The 19,900-nt window shown below is 60.6% G+C and carries 16 protein-coding genes; all 16 read right to left on the bottom strand.

Annotated features, from left to right (window positions below):
- Positions 1–582: 582 nt before the first annotated feature.
- Positions 583–1,581, bottom strand: a complete 999-nt coding sequence (locus tag G6035_RS05765; protein WP_176616108.1) for an aldo/keto reductase family protein — start codon at positions 1,579–1,581, stop codon at positions 583–585.
- A gap of 72 nt (positions 1,582–1,653) precedes the next feature.
- Positions 1,654–2,604 carry a carbohydrate kinase gene (locus tag G6035_RS05760; RefSeq protein WP_176616107.1) on the bottom strand — a complete coding sequence of 317 codons (951 nt, stop codon included), beginning with the start codon at positions 2,602–2,604 and terminating at the stop codon, positions 1,654–1,656.
- A gap of 271 nt (positions 2,605–2,875) precedes the next feature.
- Positions 2,876–4,471 carry a glycoside hydrolase family 32 protein gene (locus G6035_RS05755; protein ID WP_256127762.1) on the bottom strand — a complete coding sequence of 532 codons (1,596 nt, stop codon included), beginning with the start codon at positions 4,469–4,471 and terminating at the stop codon, positions 2,876–2,878.
- Positions 4,472–4,548: 77 nt separating this feature from the next.
- Complete coding sequence (locus tag G6035_RS05750) at positions 4,549–4,974, bottom strand: hypothetical protein (RefSeq protein WP_176616106.1); 426 nt, start codon at positions 4,972–4,974, stop codon at positions 4,549–4,551.
- A gap of 6 nt (positions 4,975–4,980) precedes the next feature.
- Positions 4,981–6,540 (bottom strand): glycoside hydrolase family 32 protein, encoded by a 1,560-nt coding sequence (locus tag G6035_RS05745; RefSeq protein ID WP_176616105.1) that lies wholly within the window; start codon positions 6,538–6,540, stop codon positions 4,981–4,983.
- A gap of 97 nt (positions 6,541–6,637) precedes the next feature.
- Positions 6,638–7,585, bottom strand: a complete 948-nt coding sequence (locus G6035_RS05740; protein WP_176616104.1) for an ABC transporter ATP-binding protein — start codon at positions 7,583–7,585, stop codon at positions 6,638–6,640.
- Positions 7,582–8,619 carry an ABC transporter ATP-binding protein gene (locus tag G6035_RS05735; RefSeq protein ID WP_176616103.1) on the bottom strand — a complete coding sequence of 346 codons (1,038 nt, stop codon included), beginning with the start codon at positions 8,617–8,619 and terminating at the stop codon, positions 7,582–7,584. The genes G6035_RS05740 and G6035_RS05735 overlap by 4 nt, the downstream gene beginning before the upstream one ends.
- A gap of 2 nt (positions 8,620–8,621) precedes the next feature.
- Positions 8,622–9,560, bottom strand: a complete 939-nt coding sequence (locus tag G6035_RS05730) for an ABC transporter permease (protein WP_176616102.1) — start codon at positions 9,558–9,560, stop codon at positions 8,622–8,624.
- A 12-nt stretch (positions 9,561–9,572) separates the two neighbouring features.
- Positions 9,573–10,550 carry an ABC transporter permease gene (locus tag G6035_RS05725; protein WP_176616101.1) on the bottom strand — a complete coding sequence of 326 codons (978 nt, stop codon included), beginning with the start codon at positions 10,548–10,550 and terminating at the stop codon, positions 9,573–9,575.
- 10 nt (positions 10,551–10,560) lie between these two features.
- A complete protein-coding gene (locus G6035_RS05720) occupies positions 10,561–12,225 on the bottom strand; it encodes an ABC transporter substrate-binding protein (protein ID WP_176616100.1) in 1,665 nt (554 codons plus the stop codon).
- A 72-nt stretch (positions 12,226–12,297) separates the two neighbouring features.
- A complete protein-coding gene (locus tag G6035_RS05715; protein WP_256127776.1) occupies positions 12,298–13,305 on the bottom strand; it encodes a LacI family DNA-binding transcriptional regulator in 1,008 nt (335 codons plus the stop codon).
- A 2,854-nt stretch (positions 13,306–16,159) separates the two neighbouring features.
- The gene (locus G6035_RS05710) at positions 16,160–16,561 is read right to left on the bottom strand and encodes a cupin domain-containing protein (protein WP_176616127.1); all 402 of its coding nucleotides are present in this window, start codon (positions 16,559–16,561) and stop codon (positions 16,160–16,162) included.
- Between the two features lie 10 nt (positions 16,562–16,571).
- Positions 16,572–16,820: a carboxymuconolactone decarboxylase family protein gene (locus tag G6035_RS05705; protein WP_176616098.1), complete on the bottom strand. Its 249-nt coding sequence runs from the start codon at positions 16,818–16,820 to the stop codon at positions 16,572–16,574.
- A gap of 44 nt (positions 16,821–16,864) precedes the next feature.
- Positions 16,865–18,445, bottom strand: a complete 1,581-nt coding sequence (locus G6035_RS05700) for a Na+/H+ antiporter (RefSeq protein ID WP_176616097.1) — start codon at positions 18,443–18,445, stop codon at positions 16,865–16,867.
- A gap of 60 nt (positions 18,446–18,505) precedes the next feature.
- Positions 18,506–18,868, bottom strand: coding sequence for a nuclear transport factor 2 family protein (locus tag G6035_RS05695; RefSeq protein WP_176616096.1), 363 nt, complete (start codon positions 18,866–18,868; stop codon positions 18,506–18,508).
- Positions 18,865–19,893 (bottom strand): aldo/keto reductase, encoded by a 1,029-nt coding sequence (locus G6035_RS05690; RefSeq protein WP_176616095.1) that lies wholly within the window; start codon positions 19,891–19,893, stop codon positions 18,865–18,867. The genes G6035_RS05695 and G6035_RS05690 overlap by 4 nt, the downstream gene beginning before the upstream one ends.
- Positions 19,894–19,900: the final 7 nt, after the last annotated feature.

Raw genomic sequence — 19,900 nt, 5'->3', positions numbered from 1 at the left:
GCTGAACACCCTTCTACCTGTCATTTGACGGTGGATGCAGGGGCGATGCGTCTGGCCGCCAGCGGGCACACTTCGTGGCCATACGGTGCGTGTTTGCCGAAATCCTATTGGCCGCCGGTGGCCATTTTCTCGTGGCCGCTAACACGCCCGGCCAACTGTCAACCGGCCAACGATTCGAGCCCGCCCGCTCGGGCCGGCTTCACTAAGGTCGGTGATTTGAATGCCGGGCATGGTAAAGACGTTTTGAGTTCCCATGATCAGGTAGGCCGTAAGGATGCCGGACACTGTGTGTCGTTGGAGCGCTCGCATGGTCTTTATGGGCTAGAACTCAACGCTTATGGGGGTCAACGACACACCAAAATATACAGGCAGCGAGATTATCGGATTTCTGACGTGAAGAGCCATCCTGAGGTGGTCAGTGAGAACCGAGCAACGTTACTCACAAACGACACAAACACATGATGGCTCTAGGCCCGTCTGCCTAGTCGCCTTTCGGGAATTTAACCCAAAAACCCCTCACGCATGCCAGTTGGTCGGACACGTCATGGCATCTGGGCCCGTACATCGGTGTGGTTCGCTTCCTCACGGGCGTTCCAGGAATGATTCAACCCGCGACGGGTCTTGTTCGATGACGGGATGTAAAACGTCGTCGATCAGGGCCATCAAAGACGGTTCGAGGGTCACCCCGGCTGCCTCGGCTGTATCTTTGAGCTGTTCCGGGCGTGAGGCGCCGACAATGGCGGCCGAGACGTTGGGGTTTTGCAGCACCCAGGCGACGGCGAGGGCGGGCAGGGACAGCCCGGCGTCCGCGGCGAGGGGTTTGAGCCGCTGGACTCGGGTAAGGATGGCATCGGTCAGGTATCGATTGTCCGAGGTGAGCTGGCCGTTTTCGCCCGTAAAGCGGGACGCTGCCGGCGCTGCCTGACCTGGCACGTATTTTCCGGTCAGCACTCCTTGGGCCATCGGTGACCAGCAGATTTGTCCGAGACCGAGTTCCACGCAGGCGGGGACGATTTCGGTTTCGATGACCCGCCAGAGCAGTGAGTACTGGGGCTGGTTGGAGACGAGGCGGATGCCCAGTTCGCGGGCCAGTCCGGCCCCAGCGCGGATTTCCTCCACGGTCCATTCAGAGACTCCGATGTAGTGGGCCTTACCGGCGCGGACGATGTCGGCGAAGGCCTGCATCGTCTCCTCCAGCGGCGTTTCGTAGTCGTACCGATGTGCCTGGTACAGGTCAACGTAGTCCGTGCCCAGGCGGATCAGCGAGGCATTGATGGATTCCATGATGTGCTTGCGGGACAAGCCACGGTCATTCCGCCCTCCGCCGGTGGGGAAGTAGACCTTTGTGAAGATCTCGATGCTTTCGCGCCGTACGCCGGAGAGCGCCACACCGAGCATCTGCTCCGCACGGGTGCCGGCGTAGGCGTCGGCCGTGTCGAAGGTGGTGATGCCCAGGTCCAGGGCCTGGCGGACGCAGGTGGTGGCCGCGTCAGTTTCGATCTGTTCGCCGTGGGTGGCCCAGTTTCCATAGGCCAGGGCGCTGATGTACATGCCTGATGTGCCCAGTTTCCTGTATTCCATGTGTATGTTTCCTCTCAGTTGGGCATGTGGTCGGTGTTCCCGGATCGGTAGCGCCGGGGCAGGCGGTTCAGGCTAGAAGGCCGCTGGTTGTTTTAGGTGGGTCCGCAATTCATCGGTGGTGGGCGGGTTGGCTCCCGGACGCCGCACGGTTATGGCGGCGGCCATGGAAGCGGTGCGGCCTAGTTGCTCCAACACGCTGGGAGTGTAACCGGCGGTGCTGCGGGTGAGTAGTCCCATGATCAGAGCTGCCATGTAGGAGTCGCCGGCGCCGATGGTGTCCGTAACGGTTGATTGGACGGCTGGGATGGTGAGACGGGTGGCGGGTGTGGCCATCAGTGAGCCTTGTGGGCCTTGGGTGATGACGGCCAGCCCGGCACCCATTCCCAACAGGCGCGTGGCGACGTCATCAAGGTTCATGCGGGGGTAGAGCCAGGCGGCGTCTTCGTCGCTGAGTTTCACGACGTCGGTGAGGCTGATGAAGTCTTCAAAAGTTGATAGGGCTTCGGTGTGGCTGCCGAGCAGGGCGGGCCTGATGTTGGGGTCATAGCTGACGATGCAGTCGCGGTGGCTGTGTTGCAGGAGCGTCTTGGCAGTGTCGGCCCCCGGTGCGAGGAAGGTTGCGATCGAGCCGGTGTGGAGCACCTTGGGAACGTAGTCCGGGTTGAGCGGCTTAAGGTCCCAGGCGACGTCGAAATCGTAGCTGGTGGCTCCGTCCTTGGCCAGGGTTGCCGTGGCTGAAGAGGTCCTGTTTAGGCAGTAGGCGCCGGGCAGTATCGTCACACCGGCGCTGCGCAGGTGTGTTTCGATGGCCGCGCCACGGGCGTCGTGGCCGAGGGCGGTTAACAGGCCGGTGCTGACGCCCAGGCGCCCTAGGCCATATGCCACGTTTGCAGGGGATCCGCCGGGGTGTTCGCTCAGGCCTTCGGGTCTGACGACGACGTCGGTGAGGGCTTCGCCGATGACGATGACGATGACGTCCAGAATCCGGTTGGTGTCGTGCCGGCTCGTATTGAGGTAATTCATGGTCTGTCTCTCTTAAGAAGCTGGTGGTGGGGATTGCCGACGGTGCGTGAGTCCGAGGACCATCAGCGAAGCCTCGGGCTCTCGCATCCAGCTTGCCTGCACTGATCATGGCAGTGACTGCAGTGCGGTGGCGGCCGCATATTTGCCGAAGCGCTGGATGAGGGTCCTGTCCGCCAGGGCAAACACGCGGAGGCCCGAAGGACACCTGGATGTTCTTGCGTTTCGAAAGCCTTGATCGTCACCGTTCTCCTCGAGAGGAACTGGGAACGCGCTATTGTGTCACTTCCAGTTCGCGAATTGTCAGATCACGGAACGTGGCGCTTCCTTCATTTACGTAGAGACGAATGCGATTATCGCCGTCGAGCGGGAACACTCGGTGTGAGTGTACGACGCGCCCGTCTCCGACGAACATCTCGACACTGGTGCGGTCGACGAGGAGGCGCAACTTGAGGCGTCCCGTCGATGTATCGAGCGGGGTTCGAGTTTCGCCGGCCGTCGGGTTGATAGTCGGACTCCGGTTCACGTAGGCGTAGGGGCTTCGCAGGACTGCACCGGCGGCGACATGCCTCCCGCCACCGGGTGCGCGGCATAGCTCAAGACCTACGTTGTCAGGTGTGGCAGCGCGATCCCACACGAGCTCGCAGGTCAGGTCGTAGGCGAGGGCGCGGACATCGAGGTCGCGTGTTCCCGCTACCACAACGTCTCCTAGGCTATGGGTGCGCGTTACATAATTCACGACCGCGGACGTGGGGGTGGAAGCGAGGTAATAGCCACCGTCGCCCTGTTTCAGGCGGACGTCGCGCACGATCATGTCGTCACCGTTGTAGCCATCAGTGGCGAGGGTTGGTGTGTTGTGGGGGTAGTCCCAGAAGTTCGCCCAACCGATCGCCCGGCGAAGCGTGTCGTCCTCCGCCCCCAAAGCATTGTGATGGGCATAGGTGACTGCCCCGTAAAAGTCAAAACCGAAGTCAAGCCATTCCGGATCGGGATGGTCCGGCGTGAAGGAACTGCCGTCGAAGACGCCGGTCCAGTATGCGTAGGTCGCCGGCAGCCCCCGGCCCTTGCCGTTGGCGCTGGTGCCCAGAACCCAATGGGCTGTGCCGTCCTCGGCCGTCATCCGGAAAATGTCCGGGCACTCCAGGAGACCGAGGTCGGTGCGCACGAACTCACCCACCCGGGTCCAGGAATGGAGGTCCGGCGAGATGTAGAACCCGAGCTTGCTGCCTTCGGCGTTCGCCAGGAGCCAACGCCCGCGTTCGGCGTCCCAGATGATCTTCGGGTCGCGGAAATCCTGAACGCCGGGATTCGGGAGCACGGGTGTTTCGCTGCCCGCCTTGAAACTGCGGCCGCCGTCGGTGGAGTACCAGAGGAACTGCGCCTGCTTGCCGCCTGGGGCCTGCGTAACGATGGCGATCACCGCACCTTTGCCGTAGCCCGCCGTGTTCTGCTCATCGACCACGAGGCTCCCGGACCAGCAGTCGCCGTTCGCATTCGAAAACTTCGGGATGGCGACGCCCTGGTCCCGGAAAGCCACATGATCCCGTGTGGTGGCCAGACGCCACGACGTGCCTCCTCCGCCCTCGACGTAATCGGCGTTGTACAGGTAGTAGTACAAGTATTCGCCGTTGACGAAAATGGGCCGTTGCGGGTCGTTCTTCCAGTTGTCCGGCACACTGAAGTGGTATTCCGGACGCTGGCGCTGGCGCCCGCTGTCTGCCGTGGCAGCCGGTGCTGCCACGGCCTGCGTGGCCATCGCCGGGGCAACGAGACAGCTCAACGCCGCGGCTCCTGCGCCGGCGACCATCAATCGTCTGCTGACTCCCGAGCCCGGGGCGGCTGTGTCCGGTGTGCTGCGTGTTTCTTTCATGCAACTCCTGCTTTCATTCTCATCGTGATCCTGCCCGCAGGGGGCAGATTAAAGGGGCAAGTCGGGGTCAGGGAGGGTCAGGGAAACAGGCGTGACTCGCCTTCGAATATCCCGCCGGTGGTCCAGGGATCGAAGGCAGGCAGCCGCGCGGTTCCTGCGGCGGCCGCCAGACTCACGCATTCCCGGCCCAGGGCTGGGCACACGCGGGCGGCGGGCGGCTTGCCGTTCGCAAAGATTTCGACGGCGGACTGGTCCGCCAGGACGTGCGGGCGCACGCGCCCGTCGGGCGTCGGGACCGGGGTCCCGCCGCTCACCAGCAGGCGACCCGGAGCGCTGGTGTGCTGGGGGTGCAGCTGTTCCATCTCGGGTGCGGTGGCGAAGGCCGGTGTTCCGTCGCCTCGTGCTGAGAAAACCAGGAGATCAGGATCCCCGCCCGCGCCAAGGCTCGGTTCAGGCCCCAAAGCACCGCCGATCAAGATCGTGGGATGCGCCAAGGCGGTCACCGGTTTCTAGCCGCGGGCTGAGGCGCCCGAGTCGTTCGATAGGTGGCCTAGGTCCAGGGAGGGTTCTGTCGGGGCGTATACATGCAGCTTTTCCAGGGTGGCCGTACCGCCTATGGAATAGACGCTCACGCCGGTACTCTCCTCGAGCGGGAAAATCAGGTCCGCCAATGACACCTCTCCGGGATGGGCGAATACTTCAACCGAACAGTGGTCAACCACCACGGTAAGCGTGTACTTTCCCCCGGTCGCGACAAGGGGTGCACTGTCTATCGAGGGGAATGTGGTGTGAAAATCAACATGGCCGGAGACCTGGCGGTCAATGCTGATCTGGCCCAGTGCCGGCGCAATGCCGATCCGGGTTCCTTCGTCAGTACCCTTGCGAACAATGAATCCGAATTCTGCTGCCGTCCCCGGGGCGAATTCCGCCTCGATCAGAAGCACGGGGCCATCCGCTTCTAGCGGATGGGTGCCCTCGGGGACGGGGACGGCATCGGCCTTGAGGACCGGAGCCGGACCGAACTGGGTGCAGATTTCTGGTGCCGGGCGTTGGACCAGCCGCGGCTGGCCATCAATGGTGGCTAGTTCCACCGCCCTGGGGAGTGCCATCTGGCTACGCCAAGGAACTGTGGGGGTCTCATTGGCATACTCCCAATTGTTCATCCACCCCACCATGATCCGTCGCCCATCGGGAACATCATTGAACGAAACAGCCGCATAGTAGTCCCGCCCCCAGTCCAGCCATTGATACTTCTCGAGCTGGCCTTGCGTGTGGGCACCCGTGTCGACGGTGGTTTCGGAAGTAAAAGTCATGCCATCAAAATGGCCAACGAAGTACTGGCCGGCCGATCCGCCGTTGGGCCCTCCCGGGTTCATATTTACACTCAAAACCCATTTGACCGTACAGCTGTCACCGTCCAAGGCCAGTGGGAACAAGTCAGGGCATTCCCAGATTCCTCCCGTCGCATTGGCGGGGCCGAAGCTGCTCAGGTACTGCCAAGCCTTCAAATCCGCCGAACGGTAGAGAACCACTGTGTGCTCCACTGCTTCCACCGCCACCATGACCCAAAACGATTCGACTCCGGAGTCGTAGCGGAACACCTTGGGATCGCGGAAATCAGTCGAGTTCCGATTCAATACCGGGTTGTTGGCATACTTTTTCCAGGTGTAGCCGCCGTCAAGACTGTAGGCCAGCGATTGGGCCTGCAGGCCAGCGTGAGCCGAGGCTTTCGTGTAGGCACTGGTATAGATGGCGACCAACGGCGGCTGCAACGTGGTGCCCAAACCCGAAGTGTTGCGTGCGTCAAAAACAATGCTGCCGGAGAATATTTCTTCGTGGGCTTCGACCCCGATGGCTATGTCTTGCTCGGTCCACGTGAACAGGTCTCTCGAGGTCGCATGACCCCATGACATGTTCCCCCAGGCCGAGCCGAGCGGGTTGGTTTGATAGTAGAGGTGGTAAAGACCGCCATGGAATATTAGTCCGTTGGGATCGTTGAGCCAGGTATTTCGGGCGGTGTAGTGAAGTTCCGGACGGACAGTGTCGACCGCCGTATGTTGCGTATTCATGGTGTCAGGTCTCAATTCGCGGCGTGCGCGTTGGTGCCCAGGCAGGTAGTTGTGGATGCCAAGGCAGGTAAATGGGTGTGCGGGACGGGACTCTCGGTTACCCGGCGGAAGGATAACCCAAGGCCCAATGGGAGTCACTGAGTTGGACCCGCTGGCCGGGTCCGGTTGGTGACTTGTAGTGCTCTCCCGGGCCGGCTGTGCGGGGCGCCCGATTGGCGCCCCTGGCGTCAGGAACAGCGGAGAGCAGGAGCTGTGTATAGGGGTGGTGGGGGTTGGCCATCAATTCCAGGCTTTCGCCGCCTTCAACCAGCTCGCCGGCACACATGACCATGGTTTTATCGGCGATGTAGCGGGCGGAGGCAAGGTCGTGGGTGATGTACAGCATGGACACGCCGCGGTCATCGCGAAGCCTTCGCATCAGATTAAGGATGCCGATCCGCACAGACACATCCAGCATCGAAGTGGGTTCATCTGCGAGGATGATCTCAGGTTCCGCAGCCAGGGCCCGTGCGATGGCCACGCGTTGACGCTGACCGCCGGAGAGTTGGTGCGGATAGCGCTCAAGCATGGCTTCATCGAGCCCGACGGTGGCGATCAGTTCGCGAACCTTAAAGCGGAGTGCGTTCGTTCCAGCGAAGCCTTGGTGCAGCAGGAGGGGCCGGGTCAGGAAATGTTCTATGCGATGTGCTGGGTTGAGGGATCCGAAGGGGTCCTGGAAAACCATCTGCACCTTGCCCCGGTAGGCCATGGAAGCCTTGCGCTTTTGGGTGGCAAAGATATCTTCCCCGTCCAATATGAGCGACCCTTTGCTTGGCTGCTCCAACCGGGCCAGTATCCGGGCAATGGTGCTTTTTCCACTGCCTGATTCACCCACCAGAGCCACAATCTCACCTTGGCCTATGTCGAACGAGACATTCTTGACCGCCGGGACCGTGGAACGGAAGGGGAACGATCCACTGTGATAATCCTTGCTCAGATTTCGGACTTGAACCAGGGATGGGGCCTTTGTTCCCTGTACGGTTTCGAGATTGCTTGGGATGCTCATTGGGCGCGCCTTTCGGAGGGTGCGACAAATTCCGGAACCAGCAAACAGGCCGCATCGTGGGTTTCGGCGGCCGGGCGCAGAACAGGATCCTGGATCCGACAGGAGTCCACCGCCATCGGGCACCGCGGATGAAAGCTGCAACCAGACGGACGCCCGGCCGACGACGGGGGCGCGTCCGGCAGTCCCAACAGTTCGGTCCGTGGACCGCTCAGCGGCGGGAAAGCGTTCATGAGTGCCATGGTGTACGGGTGCAAAGGATCATCGAGCAGACCGTTTGACGGTGCCACCTCCACCAATCGTCCGGCGTACATGACGGCCATGCGGTGCGAGAACTCGACCATCAACGAGATGTCGTGGGTGATGAACAGAACCGAGAATCCCAACGATTGCTGGAGCTCTTTGATCTGCGCCATGATGTCTCGCTGGACCACCACGTCCAGGGCGGTGGTGGGCTCATCCATGATGAGTAGCGAAGGGTTGAGCGCCAGCGCAATGGCAATAACGACGCGTTGGCGCATTCCGCCGGAGAGCTGATGCGGATAGGACTTGAGCCGGTCTGCCTTGATATCCACCAGGCTCAGTAGATGGGCCGCGCGCTCTCGGGCTTCCTTCTTGGGCATTTTTTCATGGGTCGTGAAAACATCCATGATCTGCTCGCCGATGGTCATGACGGGGTTCATGGCGTTCATGGCACTTTGGAAGACCATGGACATCTCACGCCAGCGCGTTCGACGCAATTCCTCATCACTGAGCCTCAACACATTGCGCTGGTTAAGCTCAATACTTCCACCGGTGACTTTGGCTGGTGACTGAAGCAAGCGCATGATGGCGTTGGCGATGGTTGACTTTCCACAGCCGGATTCACCGGCCAGTCCGAAGATTTCACCGGCATTGATGTCCAGGCTGACGCCGTCGACGGCGCTAACCGTTCCCAGGCCAGTCGTGTAACTGACGCTCAGGTCCTTGATGCTCAACACCGGTTTCAACGTCTCACGAGCGCTGACGTCGGGTCCGCCCTGCAAGATGATGCTCATAGTTAGTCCTTCTTTTCTGCGCGCAGGCGAGGATTCGTTACCTCGTCAACGGCATAGTTGATCATGGCCAGGGCAAAGGCGATGAGTGCGATGGCCAGACCCGAGGGAATAAGAACCCACCAATCACCTGTCATCATGGCGCCGTCGTTATTGGCCCAATACAGATTGGTTCCCCAGCTCACTGAAGAGGTGTCGCCAAGGCCCAGGAACTCCAATCCCGCTTGGGCGCCGATGCCGTAGATGACGCAGCCCAGCAGGGTGCTCATAACGATCGATGCCATGTTCGGCATGATCTCCAGGAACATGATCCGCCACGTCTTCTCACCCGTGACAATGGCCGCCGCCACAAAGTCCTTGCCGCGAATCGAGAGTGCTTGAGAACGCAAAACACGTGCACTGCCCGCCCAGCCAGTAATGACAAGGACAATGACGACCGTGGCGGGTCCGGGCGGCAGAAACGCAGCGAGCACGACCAGCAGCGGCAAACCCGGGATCAGGAGGAAAATATTGGTCAACAGCGAGAGCAACTCATCAGTCACCTTTCCGAAATAGGCCGAGGCGATGCCGACAAGGCAACCGATGAAGGTTGCAATGAGCCCCACCGTGAAGCCCACTGACAGCGAGCTTCTCGATCCCCACAACGTCAACGCCAGGACATCCTGGCCCTTCGCCGTGGTACCGAGCCAATGATCCGATGACGGGGCGGCCGAGACGTCTGCGGTGAAATTCGACGGGTTGCCGGGCGACAGCAACGGTGCCAGGACGGCCAGCAAGACAAAGAGGAACAGAATGGTCAATCCAAACAGTGCCTTTTTATTGGTGAGCAGGCCGTGGACCAGGCCGCCGCCAGTGACCCTGGCAAGGATGCTTCGTTTGGCAGACGGCGGGGTCGCATCGTCTCCTTGCGTGACGGTCTGTCTTTGTGACTGGGAAATTGACATGGCGAGTAGTCCTTAGCTGACCCGGACCCGCGGGTCCAGGCGTACGTAGATAATGTCGACGAGGAAGTTCGCAGCCAACACCGCGGTCGTAATGGTCAGGAAGATTCCCTGGGTCAGCGGATAATCCAGCGCCTGCACGGAATTCAGGAGCTGATAGCCAATGCCAGGGTAGGCAAAGACCGTCTCAGTCAGAAGAGCACCACCCACCACGAAGCCCAGGGACATGCCGAAGGAGGTGATCGAGGGCAACATGGCGTTTCGGGCCGCATAGTGGAACATGATCCGCCCCGAGCGCAACCCCTTGGCCCGGGCCATCGTGATGTAATCCTCGGCTGTCGTCGCAATCATGGTGTTACGCATGCCCAGCATCCATCCGCCAATGGAGACCAAAACGATTGTCAGCGCTGGCAACACGAGGTGATTGGCGACGTCGGCTACATAGCTGAAGCTCCACGAAGCCTCCACACCGTCGGTAAATGCGTGGTTGAGCGGGAACCAACCCAACACGATGCCAAATAGGTACAAGGCTGCCATGGCCAGCCAAAAGTACGGGAATGAACCTACAAAGACGAGCAACGGTGGGAATACCGAGTCAAGGAATCTTCCCCGCCTCCAGGCTGCCATGATGCCGAGCAAGTTTCCCAACACCACGGCAATGACCAGGGAAGTGGCACCCAGCAGTAGCGTCCACCCAATTTCGGAGCTGATCACCGAGGAAACCGGCGTAGGGAAGCGGGAAAGGGAAATACCCATGTTGCCCCGAAAAATATTGCCGATGTAGTCAAGGTACTGCTGCCATACCGGCTTGTCGGTCAAGCCGAAAAGCTGGCGCAGCGCTGCTATCTGGTCCGGACGCATTTGCGTCTGGACCTGGGCAAACATTCGACTGACGGGATCACCTGGCATCAGCCGGGGAAGAAAGAAGTTGAGTGTGATGCAGGCCCAGAAAGCGATCAGGTAGAACCCGAGCCTGCGCAGGAGAAATCTCATCGGGAGCCTGCTACTTCACTGGTTTGAGCGACGTCAACACCAAGGTCGTGGTGCTGGAACGTGCCGAAAGGGTTGCATAGGGATCGGCAGCGGTGGGCCAGCCGGTAAAGTTCTGCTCTGAGTACGCGCCCCAGACCGGGCTCGGGAACAGGGGAATCGCCGGCGCTGTGGCCTTGAAGCGGGCCTGCAATTCGTTCACGATCGTCTTCTGCGTGGCCGGATCCGACGTTGCCGCCATCTGGTTCAGGAGGGCGGTGGCCTGGGCATCACCGAAGCGGTGGTAGTCCTCATTGGCGGGTGTGCCCACAGGAACAACGCTGTCTTGCGACATCTCACCACGGTAGAACTCGTACGGGGTTGTCGCGGCGTTCGTCCAGACGATTCCGGTATCGAAGGTGCCCTTGGAATAGCTGTCAACCACCTGTGACCAGTCCGGTGAGCTGACGGTCAGCTGGACGCCGATTGCCTGCATGTTCTTGGCAATCACCTGTGCCACGGAAATCCAGTCAGAAGATGCCGAGCCCACGGAAATCGAGAACGCGAAGGGCTTGCCCGACTTGAGGGAACGGATGCCGTTGGCACCGCGCGGGTACCCGGCAGCGTCTAGCATCTTGTTGGCTTCGGCGACGTTGAGTTTCGTCCAGTCACAGCTGTTGACAATGGACGCGTCTTTCCAGCTGGCGTAGCCGTCGGTAAGACCGGTACAGTCTGCCGGATGCGTGTAGCCGGACTCGCCCAAAGTTGCTACCTGGTTGCGGTCCACTGCCATGCTCAACGCCTTGCGGACGTTCACGTCATTGAAAGGCGCCTTGGTGGTGTTCAACTGCCACTGGATGGTGCCGCCGGTGGCGGGGTACCAGAACTTGCGGTGTGCCGGGTCCTTGCTCACATAGCTCTTTTGGATCGAGGGAATGAACTGATCGCTCCAGTCGACGTCGCCGTTTTCAAAGGCCAGGTTGGCGCCGGAGTTACCTGCGAAGGCCAGCATTTCAATCCCGTTGATCTGCTGCTTCTGCGGCTGCCAGTAGTTTGGGTTCTTATCCAGCTCATAGGATTGGGTCTGGAAATGCGAAACCTTCGTGTACGGGCCGGTTCCGACGGGGTTGGCGTTGGTGAACTTGGCCGGGTCGCTGACTTTAGACCAGACGTGTTCGGGCACAATGACCTGCGCGCCGATCTCGTACAGCCCGGGTGAGTAGGCCTTGTTGAAATCAAAGCGAACAGTGCTCGGGTTGACCGCGCTTACTTTCGAGAGGTAGGAATAGCCGCCCTGAATCTTCTTGGCCAAGGTGAACGTGCTAACAACATCAGCCGCAGTCATGGGCTGACCATCTGACCACTTGACATCGCTTCGCAACGTGAAGGTCACGCCCTTGCCGTTGGAGTCAACGGTCCATGATTTGCCCAACCACGGGACAGCCTTGCCGGTCATGGGATTCACAATAAGCAGCGGCTCAAAGACTGCCTGATCGGTCATAGGCAAGGCGGTGGGGGAAAAGGGGTTGAAGTTGCTGGTGAAGGTGGCGGTATCTTCGCGGGGGATGCGCAGAATTCCGTCGGACGTCTTGCCTACATTGGCGGTGTGGCCGCCAGCACAACCGGTGAGGGCCATGGCACCCAGCACGGCGGATGCGGCAAGGATGGCCAGGGATGTGGAACGCTTATTTTTGGGCATGGGGTAGCTCAATTCGTCGTAGATCTGGATGAGGGCGTGAAGGGGTAGGGGTGTGTTGAAGCGTGGGGTTGTTTAGTGGGATCTGTGCGGCACGCCTACGGAACTCCGCTCAATGAGCGAACAACCAACGAGAGTCTCACGGGCCAGGCCGTCGTTCCCTAAGGCAATTTCTGCCAGGGACCTGACGCCAAGGGCAGCCATCTCTCGAAACGGCAGCGCAACTGTGGTCAAGCTTGGGCGCAGATAGTTGGAAATGAGTTCTTGATTATCGAAGCCAATCACGGAGACGTCTTCTCCAATGATCAGCCCGCGTTCCTTAATGGCGTCATAAGCACCCATGGCCATGCGGTCTGTGGCACAGAAGATGGCTGTGGGCGGATCTGCCTCATTTAGAAGCGCGACGGCCGCCCGGTAGCCTTGGTCGGCCTCCCCGCCTGCATTGATAATGAGGCTTTCATCCAGGGCAACGCCCGATTGAGCCAGCGCAAGGACGTATCCCTCGCGTCGACCGATGGCGGCCGGAATTGTTGGATCCAGATTGATCATCCCGATCCGGCGGTGGCCGGCATCGATTAGTCTCATGGCGGCTGTGTGTCCGCCTGCTTTTTCATCCGGGGTAATGGACGGTAACTTGCCGTTCTGGTCAAAGCAGTGAACCAGAACGGCGGGGACCTCGCTGATGGTATCGGGCAAATGTACGCCGCGGTGCCATGCCGTAGCGTAGATCAACCCAGCGACTCGGTGCTCAAGCATCATTTCGATCGCCTTGCGTTCCGATTTATCGCTCCCATCGGTGCTGGCAATCAGGAGCATTCGGCCCTCCTGGGCTGCTTGCTCCTGCGCACCTCGAACAACGTCCATCGCGTAGGGACCGGTGACGATTTCGGTGATCAACCCATACAACTTCGATTCCTTGGAAGCCAGGGCTCGGGCACTGGCGTTGGGCCGATACCCGAGTTCGGAGACTGCCTGCTGAACCCGTAAACGAGTCTCGTCTGAGATCCCAGCATCGGTGTTTCCACTCAGAACGAACGACACAGTGGTCCGCGAAACCCTGGCATGGTTCGCCACATCCAACATGGTCACTCTGGTGCCCCGTGGCCCGTTCATCGTTAAAGAATCCGTTCGTTGACATCTACTGGACAAGCACTTCATCTAACGCGCTTATCTAACGCGCGTTAGATGGTGTGAGATAAACCATAAAACACGCTGGTGTGATGTGTCAATCATTCGACGAGACTGAACCGGATGTGAGTGTTGGTGGCGGCTGGCCTGGGGCTAGCTGGCAGGGTAATACGGGTTCCTCCGAGCAGGTGAGACTCATGAACCGGCTAACCCCTGCGGGGTGCCACTCCCGGATTCTGTCCGCTTGCCCGGAACGGCCGGCACCGTCCCGGCCCACCACGATAGCTTGGCCCACCACGATAGCTTGCCCACCACGATAGCTTGCCCACCACGATAGCTTGCCCACCACGATAGCTTGCCCACCACGATAGCTTGATTAGAAGCCTCCCCAACCTCTTTCGGGGTTGTGGCCCCTTACGCCTCTCGGCCGCGCTTGCAGGCCCATGTTGGTCGGTGCAGACTGGTTCTGGACAATAGTGCCAGCCATCATCATGGACACGAGACAGTCAGGCTGTCGCCCCGCCATTGATGTTTCGTGGCAGCAGATTCGTGGGTCTAGGTCATGTGAATTCATTATTCGCCAAACCCGACGCCAACATGGAGGCTGCCGCCGAATGTTTGACCAGCGCACCACCTCTGGCTGAGGCAAGGCCGCCGCACTCGGTCCGTGACAGGCGAATCCATGGTGGCATGCAGAGGTTTTGAGGGCTGATCCCGGTTCCGCGCAGTCGCTGGCATAATTAGCAATGACGATTTGCGCGTTCATCATCGAGAATGCGTCTCTTGTGGCTATGTATGGCCACCCGATTCTGGTTGTGTTCCGTGGAGGAAAGCGTCATTGCGAGCATTAATAGCCACTTCACTACGATGGCGGGCCCCTATCGTTTGGGCGTGCTTTCAGGGTGGCTCCGATTTTCTCCACAGATGCGAACCAGGAGAGCGGGGCTTGGTCGATGGCACCGATGACTGTCCTCATGTTGGCAAGCTGCGCCGGGATGCTGCTGTTGATCAGCGGTTCCAAGTGAGCCACCCTGTTTCTTAACCGGTAGACGCCGTCAACGGCCCGTTCAAGTTCGTGGACCGGCCGCCGAAGATGCGGAAATGCGTGGCGGAGTGCTTCATTCCAGAGCAGTTGCTTGCCCAGGTCCTTGCGCCCTGGGAGAAGGAATCGCCAGGTCCCCAGGGACAAAGCGGCAAGAATGTCAGCGTGCAACGGATCGCGCTGGTCTTTGGGCCGGGCTCTAGTTGAATGGTCGGCGCGAGATTTTGCTTCGGGTATGTCCCGGCCAACAATTCGTTCGAACAAGATCGAGGGATCCGGGAACCAATCGCTGGAGTGCGGCTCCCCCGTGGTCGGGTCAACCTGACCGGCGTTCCAAACGCATGGTTGCTCGTCCGGGGCGTTGCGCAAGACGACCTCGAAAATGTGCAGCGCCTCCTACACGGCGCCGGAAAGTTCAACATTCCACCGGTAGAGCCGTACAGCCCCATGCAGGCTTCCCGCAGCCTCCAGATATGGGGCCAACCTCGGTGGACTCAGCCGCCTCAGAAGGATCGCCTCAACACTTGTTTGTTCGCGCCTGTTCACAGTTGTAACCTGTAGTGGAAGACAGGGGCAGGTTCCCTGTTATGGATTACTGAGGGTCCCGTAGCCAGGAGCTGCGGGACCCTCAGCTCTTAACGCCCATGACCGCTAGAATTCACGGTTAGCGTCGAGCCCATTGCCTGACGGCCAAGCACCTCGCGGGTATTTCGCCACCTACTCACTGTTCGCAACTTGGCCTACAGATTTGATCTCAATCTGGGCTGACCGAACCGTCAAATTGGACGCAAACGGCCACCAAATCATGACCGATAGCGCTCCGCCCCCCACCAGAAACGTCACCAACGAACATTTTCGCCGCCAATGTTGGCCGCACGTCGAGCGGCCACGTAACCACACCCTCAACAACACCAACTATTGAGACGAGACGGCCGCCCACACACAAGCGCTGACAAGCCATCTTCCGTGTCGATGAACCTGCAAACGGCCACCAAAGAGCAGCTCCGGCGCTGCGCTGCAGTGTCCTCGTCACGTTTTATTCACGTTTTTGAACGAAACCAACCACGAATAGTGACATGCCAATGGACCGCAATCGGCCCCTATCCCCCGGAAACAAGCAGTTTTCGACGGTCAACAGGAGCTGTTGGCATGATTGTCCTGATTCTCTCTTGGCCGCCGGTTCGAGTCCGGCCCGGGGCACAATGTGGTCCTGACCTGCGGTTGTATACCGCAAGCTAGGACCTTTGGGACCAACTCCCCTAATTACTCGCCCGATTCGTCAAAAAATTCCGGCGATTCCGCTCCCCATTTTCAGCAGGGAGAGCTCTCCCTTTAGCGCCACGGCAATCACTTTTACGTAATCCGACATGGTTTCCGGGCCGCTCAAGCGGTCAAAGGGTGCACTTGGGCCGGCTCCTTAATTCCTGGCCATCGAGCTTCGGCGCAACTCACTTGCGAACGATGTCTGACTTCGCTGCAGGCAAGGTGTTCATGGCCATATTCCAGTATGTGTCGTATCACGCGCTGTCTCATTCAACAGGATCCCGAGAACGTTAATGGTCGGATTCCCGCTGCTTGAATTCACGTTCGGAGGCATGGCGCCATACGAAGGGGCTGAACCACGTTGCCGCGTCGAAACGAGTGCGTAGCCGATCAGCTTCGGCACGAGCTGCTCAAGCGTGTCTCGTAACTAACGGTGGATACACAGGGGTTGTCCTCGTCAGGATAACCTCCGCCTTCTCTTGGTCCGTGAATCGCGAGCTGCGGTTAGCGACCGTTGTACGCGTCGTCGGTGATGTGCTCGCCCCAGGCGGTGGTCTTGGCGGGGCCCTCGCCGTTTTGGAGCATGGCGAGGTATTCCATGAAGCAGCCGGGGGCGGCGGCGTGCCAGTGCTCTTCGCCGGGCGGAGTGTACAGCGTCTGGCCGGGGTGGACTTCGATGATCTTTCCGTCCCGGGTGCCGAAGCGCCCAACACCTTGGGTGAGACGCAGATACTGACCGTACTGGTGCGAGTGCCAGGCCGTGCGTGCTCCGGGTGCGAAACGGACGGTCGCAACGACCATCGTCTGATCGTTCTCGTGGGGAAGAGCGATCGGGTCAAGCCACACGTCACCGGCAAAGTGGGCCGGCGGTTTCTTTGTGGTCGGAACGGTGGGTTCGATGTTCATCATTGCCTCCTTATATCTTGTCCGCGAAGACTTGCTTGGCGACGCCCATTGCGGACATGCCCCTGGGCCAGCCGGCGTAGAGCGTGACGTGGGTGATGGCTTCGGTGAGCTCCTCCTGGGTCAGTCCATTGTCGAGGGCCCGGGCAAGGCGGGAGCCCAATTGTTCAGTGTTTCCTCCGGCAGTGAATACGGCGAGCTTCGGGGCGAAGTCGCCGAACATCTTTTGGCCGCCGCCGACCTGCTTGGGCTGGTCTGCCATGTTAATCCTTCTTTCGGTTGTGAAGCTGTGGTTGCCTGGAGGTGTCAGTCGTATGTCTCGACGCCGGTGAGGCGTTGTTCTTCGATGTCGAGGCTGGTTTGGATTCGCCGTGCGACGGTGTCATCGACGGTTCCGGCGAGGCGCTGGGCGAGGAGTACTTCACGCTTTGTGTGGAGCAGGGCGTGGCGGAGCGTCTGTTCTTCCTGGCGTGACTGTGTGGTTCCGTCCGTGCCAGAGCCGCGGTACAGGGCTTGTATCGCTGAATGATGGGTTCGGTATTCGTCCGCGACGCGGTCCTGGACCTCCGGTGTGATTCCGAGTCGGTCCGCGAGGTCGTCAATGGCTTGGACGGCTGCGGAGGAGATCGCAAGTTCTGCCAGGTGCAGTTCTTCTTCCTCGGGCTCATCGGGCAGCCGGGCCCAGCGGACGACCGCAGGCAGCAGAGGTCCCTGCACGAGCATGGTCAGCACGATCACCCCGGCGCTGATGAAGATGATGTCGCCGTGTCCGGGGAGAGGGCTGCCGTCGTTCAGTATTGATGGCACGGACAGGGCGATGGCCAGGGACACTGCTCCGCGGAAGCCCGCGATGGAGCTGACGACGCGGGCGCGGTAGGTCATTCTGCGCTTGCGTTGGGAGGGGCTCCGGTCCAGGAGCCGGATGAGGGTGATGCTCAGGGTTTGGAAGATGAACCGGATCACGATGAGCGCGACCCACACGGCAACTGTTGACACCAGAAGCCGGCCCACGTTCCGGAGCTCAATCGCGTGGACAGCGGCCTGGACTTGAAGTCCGATGAGGACGAACAGGGCTCCGTTGAGCAGGTAGGATCCCAAGGGCCATGCGGACTCCATCTGGCGGCGGGATGCTGCTGTGCTGATCCGGCTGGATATGAAGGAGATGATCAGCCCGGCCACCACAACGGCCAGCACGCCCGAGGCTCCTACGGCTTCAGCGAGCAGGAAAGCAGCGAAGGGGGTGATCAGCAGTGCAATGTTGGTGATGAGCGGGTCACGTACCCTGGACAGGAACAGATAGGCCGCCCCGGCGACCAGCACGCCGGCTGCCGCCCCTCCGGCGTAGGAGAGGACGAACAACCCGGCAATATCGACCAGGGTGTAGTTGCCGCCCAGTGTCAGGCCCACGGCGATGGCGTACAGTACCAGGGCGGTGCCGTCATTTGTCAGGCTTTCGGCCCTGAGCAGCATGAAGTTCCGGCTCGGAAGCATCCGCCCGAGAGCAGCGACGGCGGTCGCGTCGGGAGGCGCGAGGGCCGCCCCGAGGATAAGAGCCGCGTTCCACGGCAGGCCGAGAAGGTGTGCCACTCCCGCGACTACGAGGGCGGAGGCGACTACCAGCAGCGTGCTGAGCAACACGATGCCACGCAGGTCCCGCCGGATGGACCGGAGTGAGGTGGTCAGGCTTTCCCAGAACAGCATGACGGGGAGGAAGATCAACAGCACCGTCTCCGGTGGCAGCTGGATGTGCCGCAGCTGCGGAACGAAGCCAAGGAGAAGGCCGAAAACCAGCAGCAGCAAAGGGGCGGCAACGCGGAGCCGCGGAGCCAATACGGCACCGGCAAGCACCGTCACACCCAGGAGCACAACGGTCTCCAAGCCCTCCATCAGGTCCTCCTCATTTTCTTGTGATCCGATGCCGCGCAGTGTCTTCGTTGTGATGGGGAGTTACCAGGTTGATGCGACCGTTCGTGTGACGATCCATTCCTCGCCTCTTGGCTCAAACCAGGAGCGGAGCGTCAACCGCCACGTGGCCCTGGATCCCCAAATCGTGGCGTCGGTGAGTGTCCGTGCAGTCAGCCCGGGTGCGGTCCCCTCCGGGCTTGAGTGTGCCTCGGCTGTCTCCATCCGGTGGTACCGCATTTCGCCGGTTTCGATGGCGTCGAGCCATTCAGCCTTGGACTGCACATAACCGGTCATGTGGGTCAGCGTGAACTCCTCGGCAAGGAGGCTGTCCAGTTCCGCGATGTCACCGGCCACCATCGCCTGGCACATGGTTTCGAAAAGTGAACCGATGGAGTCGTCGCTCACGACTGGTTCCGCCGGCGTGCCCGGGCGGTAAGTTCATGCGCCCCGTAGCTGTTGTCCTCCGGATTGACGGTGACGCCCGGGGCGACCAGATCATCGATCCTGTCCAGCAGATCGACGGTGAGTTTCGTGTCCGCGGCCGGAAGGTAGGACTCGAGGTGTTCCATGGTGCGGGGCCCGACAATGGCGGAGGTGACGCCAGGGTGGTTGATCGCGAACGAGATGGCCAGTTCGATCAGTGTCAGCCCGGTCTCTTCGGCCAGAAGAGCCAGGTCCTCCACGATGTCCAGCTTGCGCTGGTTGGCGGGGCGGGTCATATCGAAGCGGGCATTCGGCCGGGCGCTTGAGGTGGGTGCGGACGCGGAGTCCTTTCGCCACCGACCCGAGAGCCATCCCCCGCTAAGCGGGCTGTAGGTGAGGGTGCCCATGCCGTGGCGCTGCACCGTGGGCAGGACGTCCTCCTCGATGCCGCGGACCAGAATCGAATAGGGCGGCTGTTCGGTAACGAACCGTTCCAGATGCCGCTCCCGGGACGCCCACTGGGCTTCGACGATCTGGGATCCGGAGTAGGACGAGGACCCGATGTACCGGACCTTGCCCTGACGGACCAGGTCGGTGAGCGCGCCAAGGGTTTCCTCCACGTCCGTGTCCGGGCTGGGCCGGTGCACCTGGTACAGGTCGATGTAATCGGTCTTCAGCCGGCGCAGGGAGTTCTCCACCTCACGGATGATCCACCGGCGGGAGCCGCCACGCTCGTTGGGGTCATCCTGGTTCATGGGCATGACGAACTTGGTGGCGAGGAAAACGTCATCACGCCTGCCTTCCAGCGCCTGCCCGACGATCTCCTCGGACACCCCGCCGGAGTAGACGTCGGCGGTGTCGACGAAATTGATCCCTGCATCAAGGGCGCGGTGGATGATGCGTATGCTGTCAGCGCGGTCCGCGTTACCCCAAGGGCCGAACATCATCGCACCCAGGCACAACGGGCTGACTTTGACTCCGGTGCGGCCAAGCGAGCGGTATTCCATGCTGGTT

The sequence above is a fragment of the Arthrobacter sp. SDTb3-6 genome, from assembly GCF_013376095.1.
Classification (GTDB): domain Bacteria; phylum Actinomycetota; class Actinomycetes; order Actinomycetales; family Micrococcaceae; genus Specibacter.
Note: the sequence above shows the minus strand (reverse complement) of the source record. Positions and strands in the feature narration are given on the sequence as shown.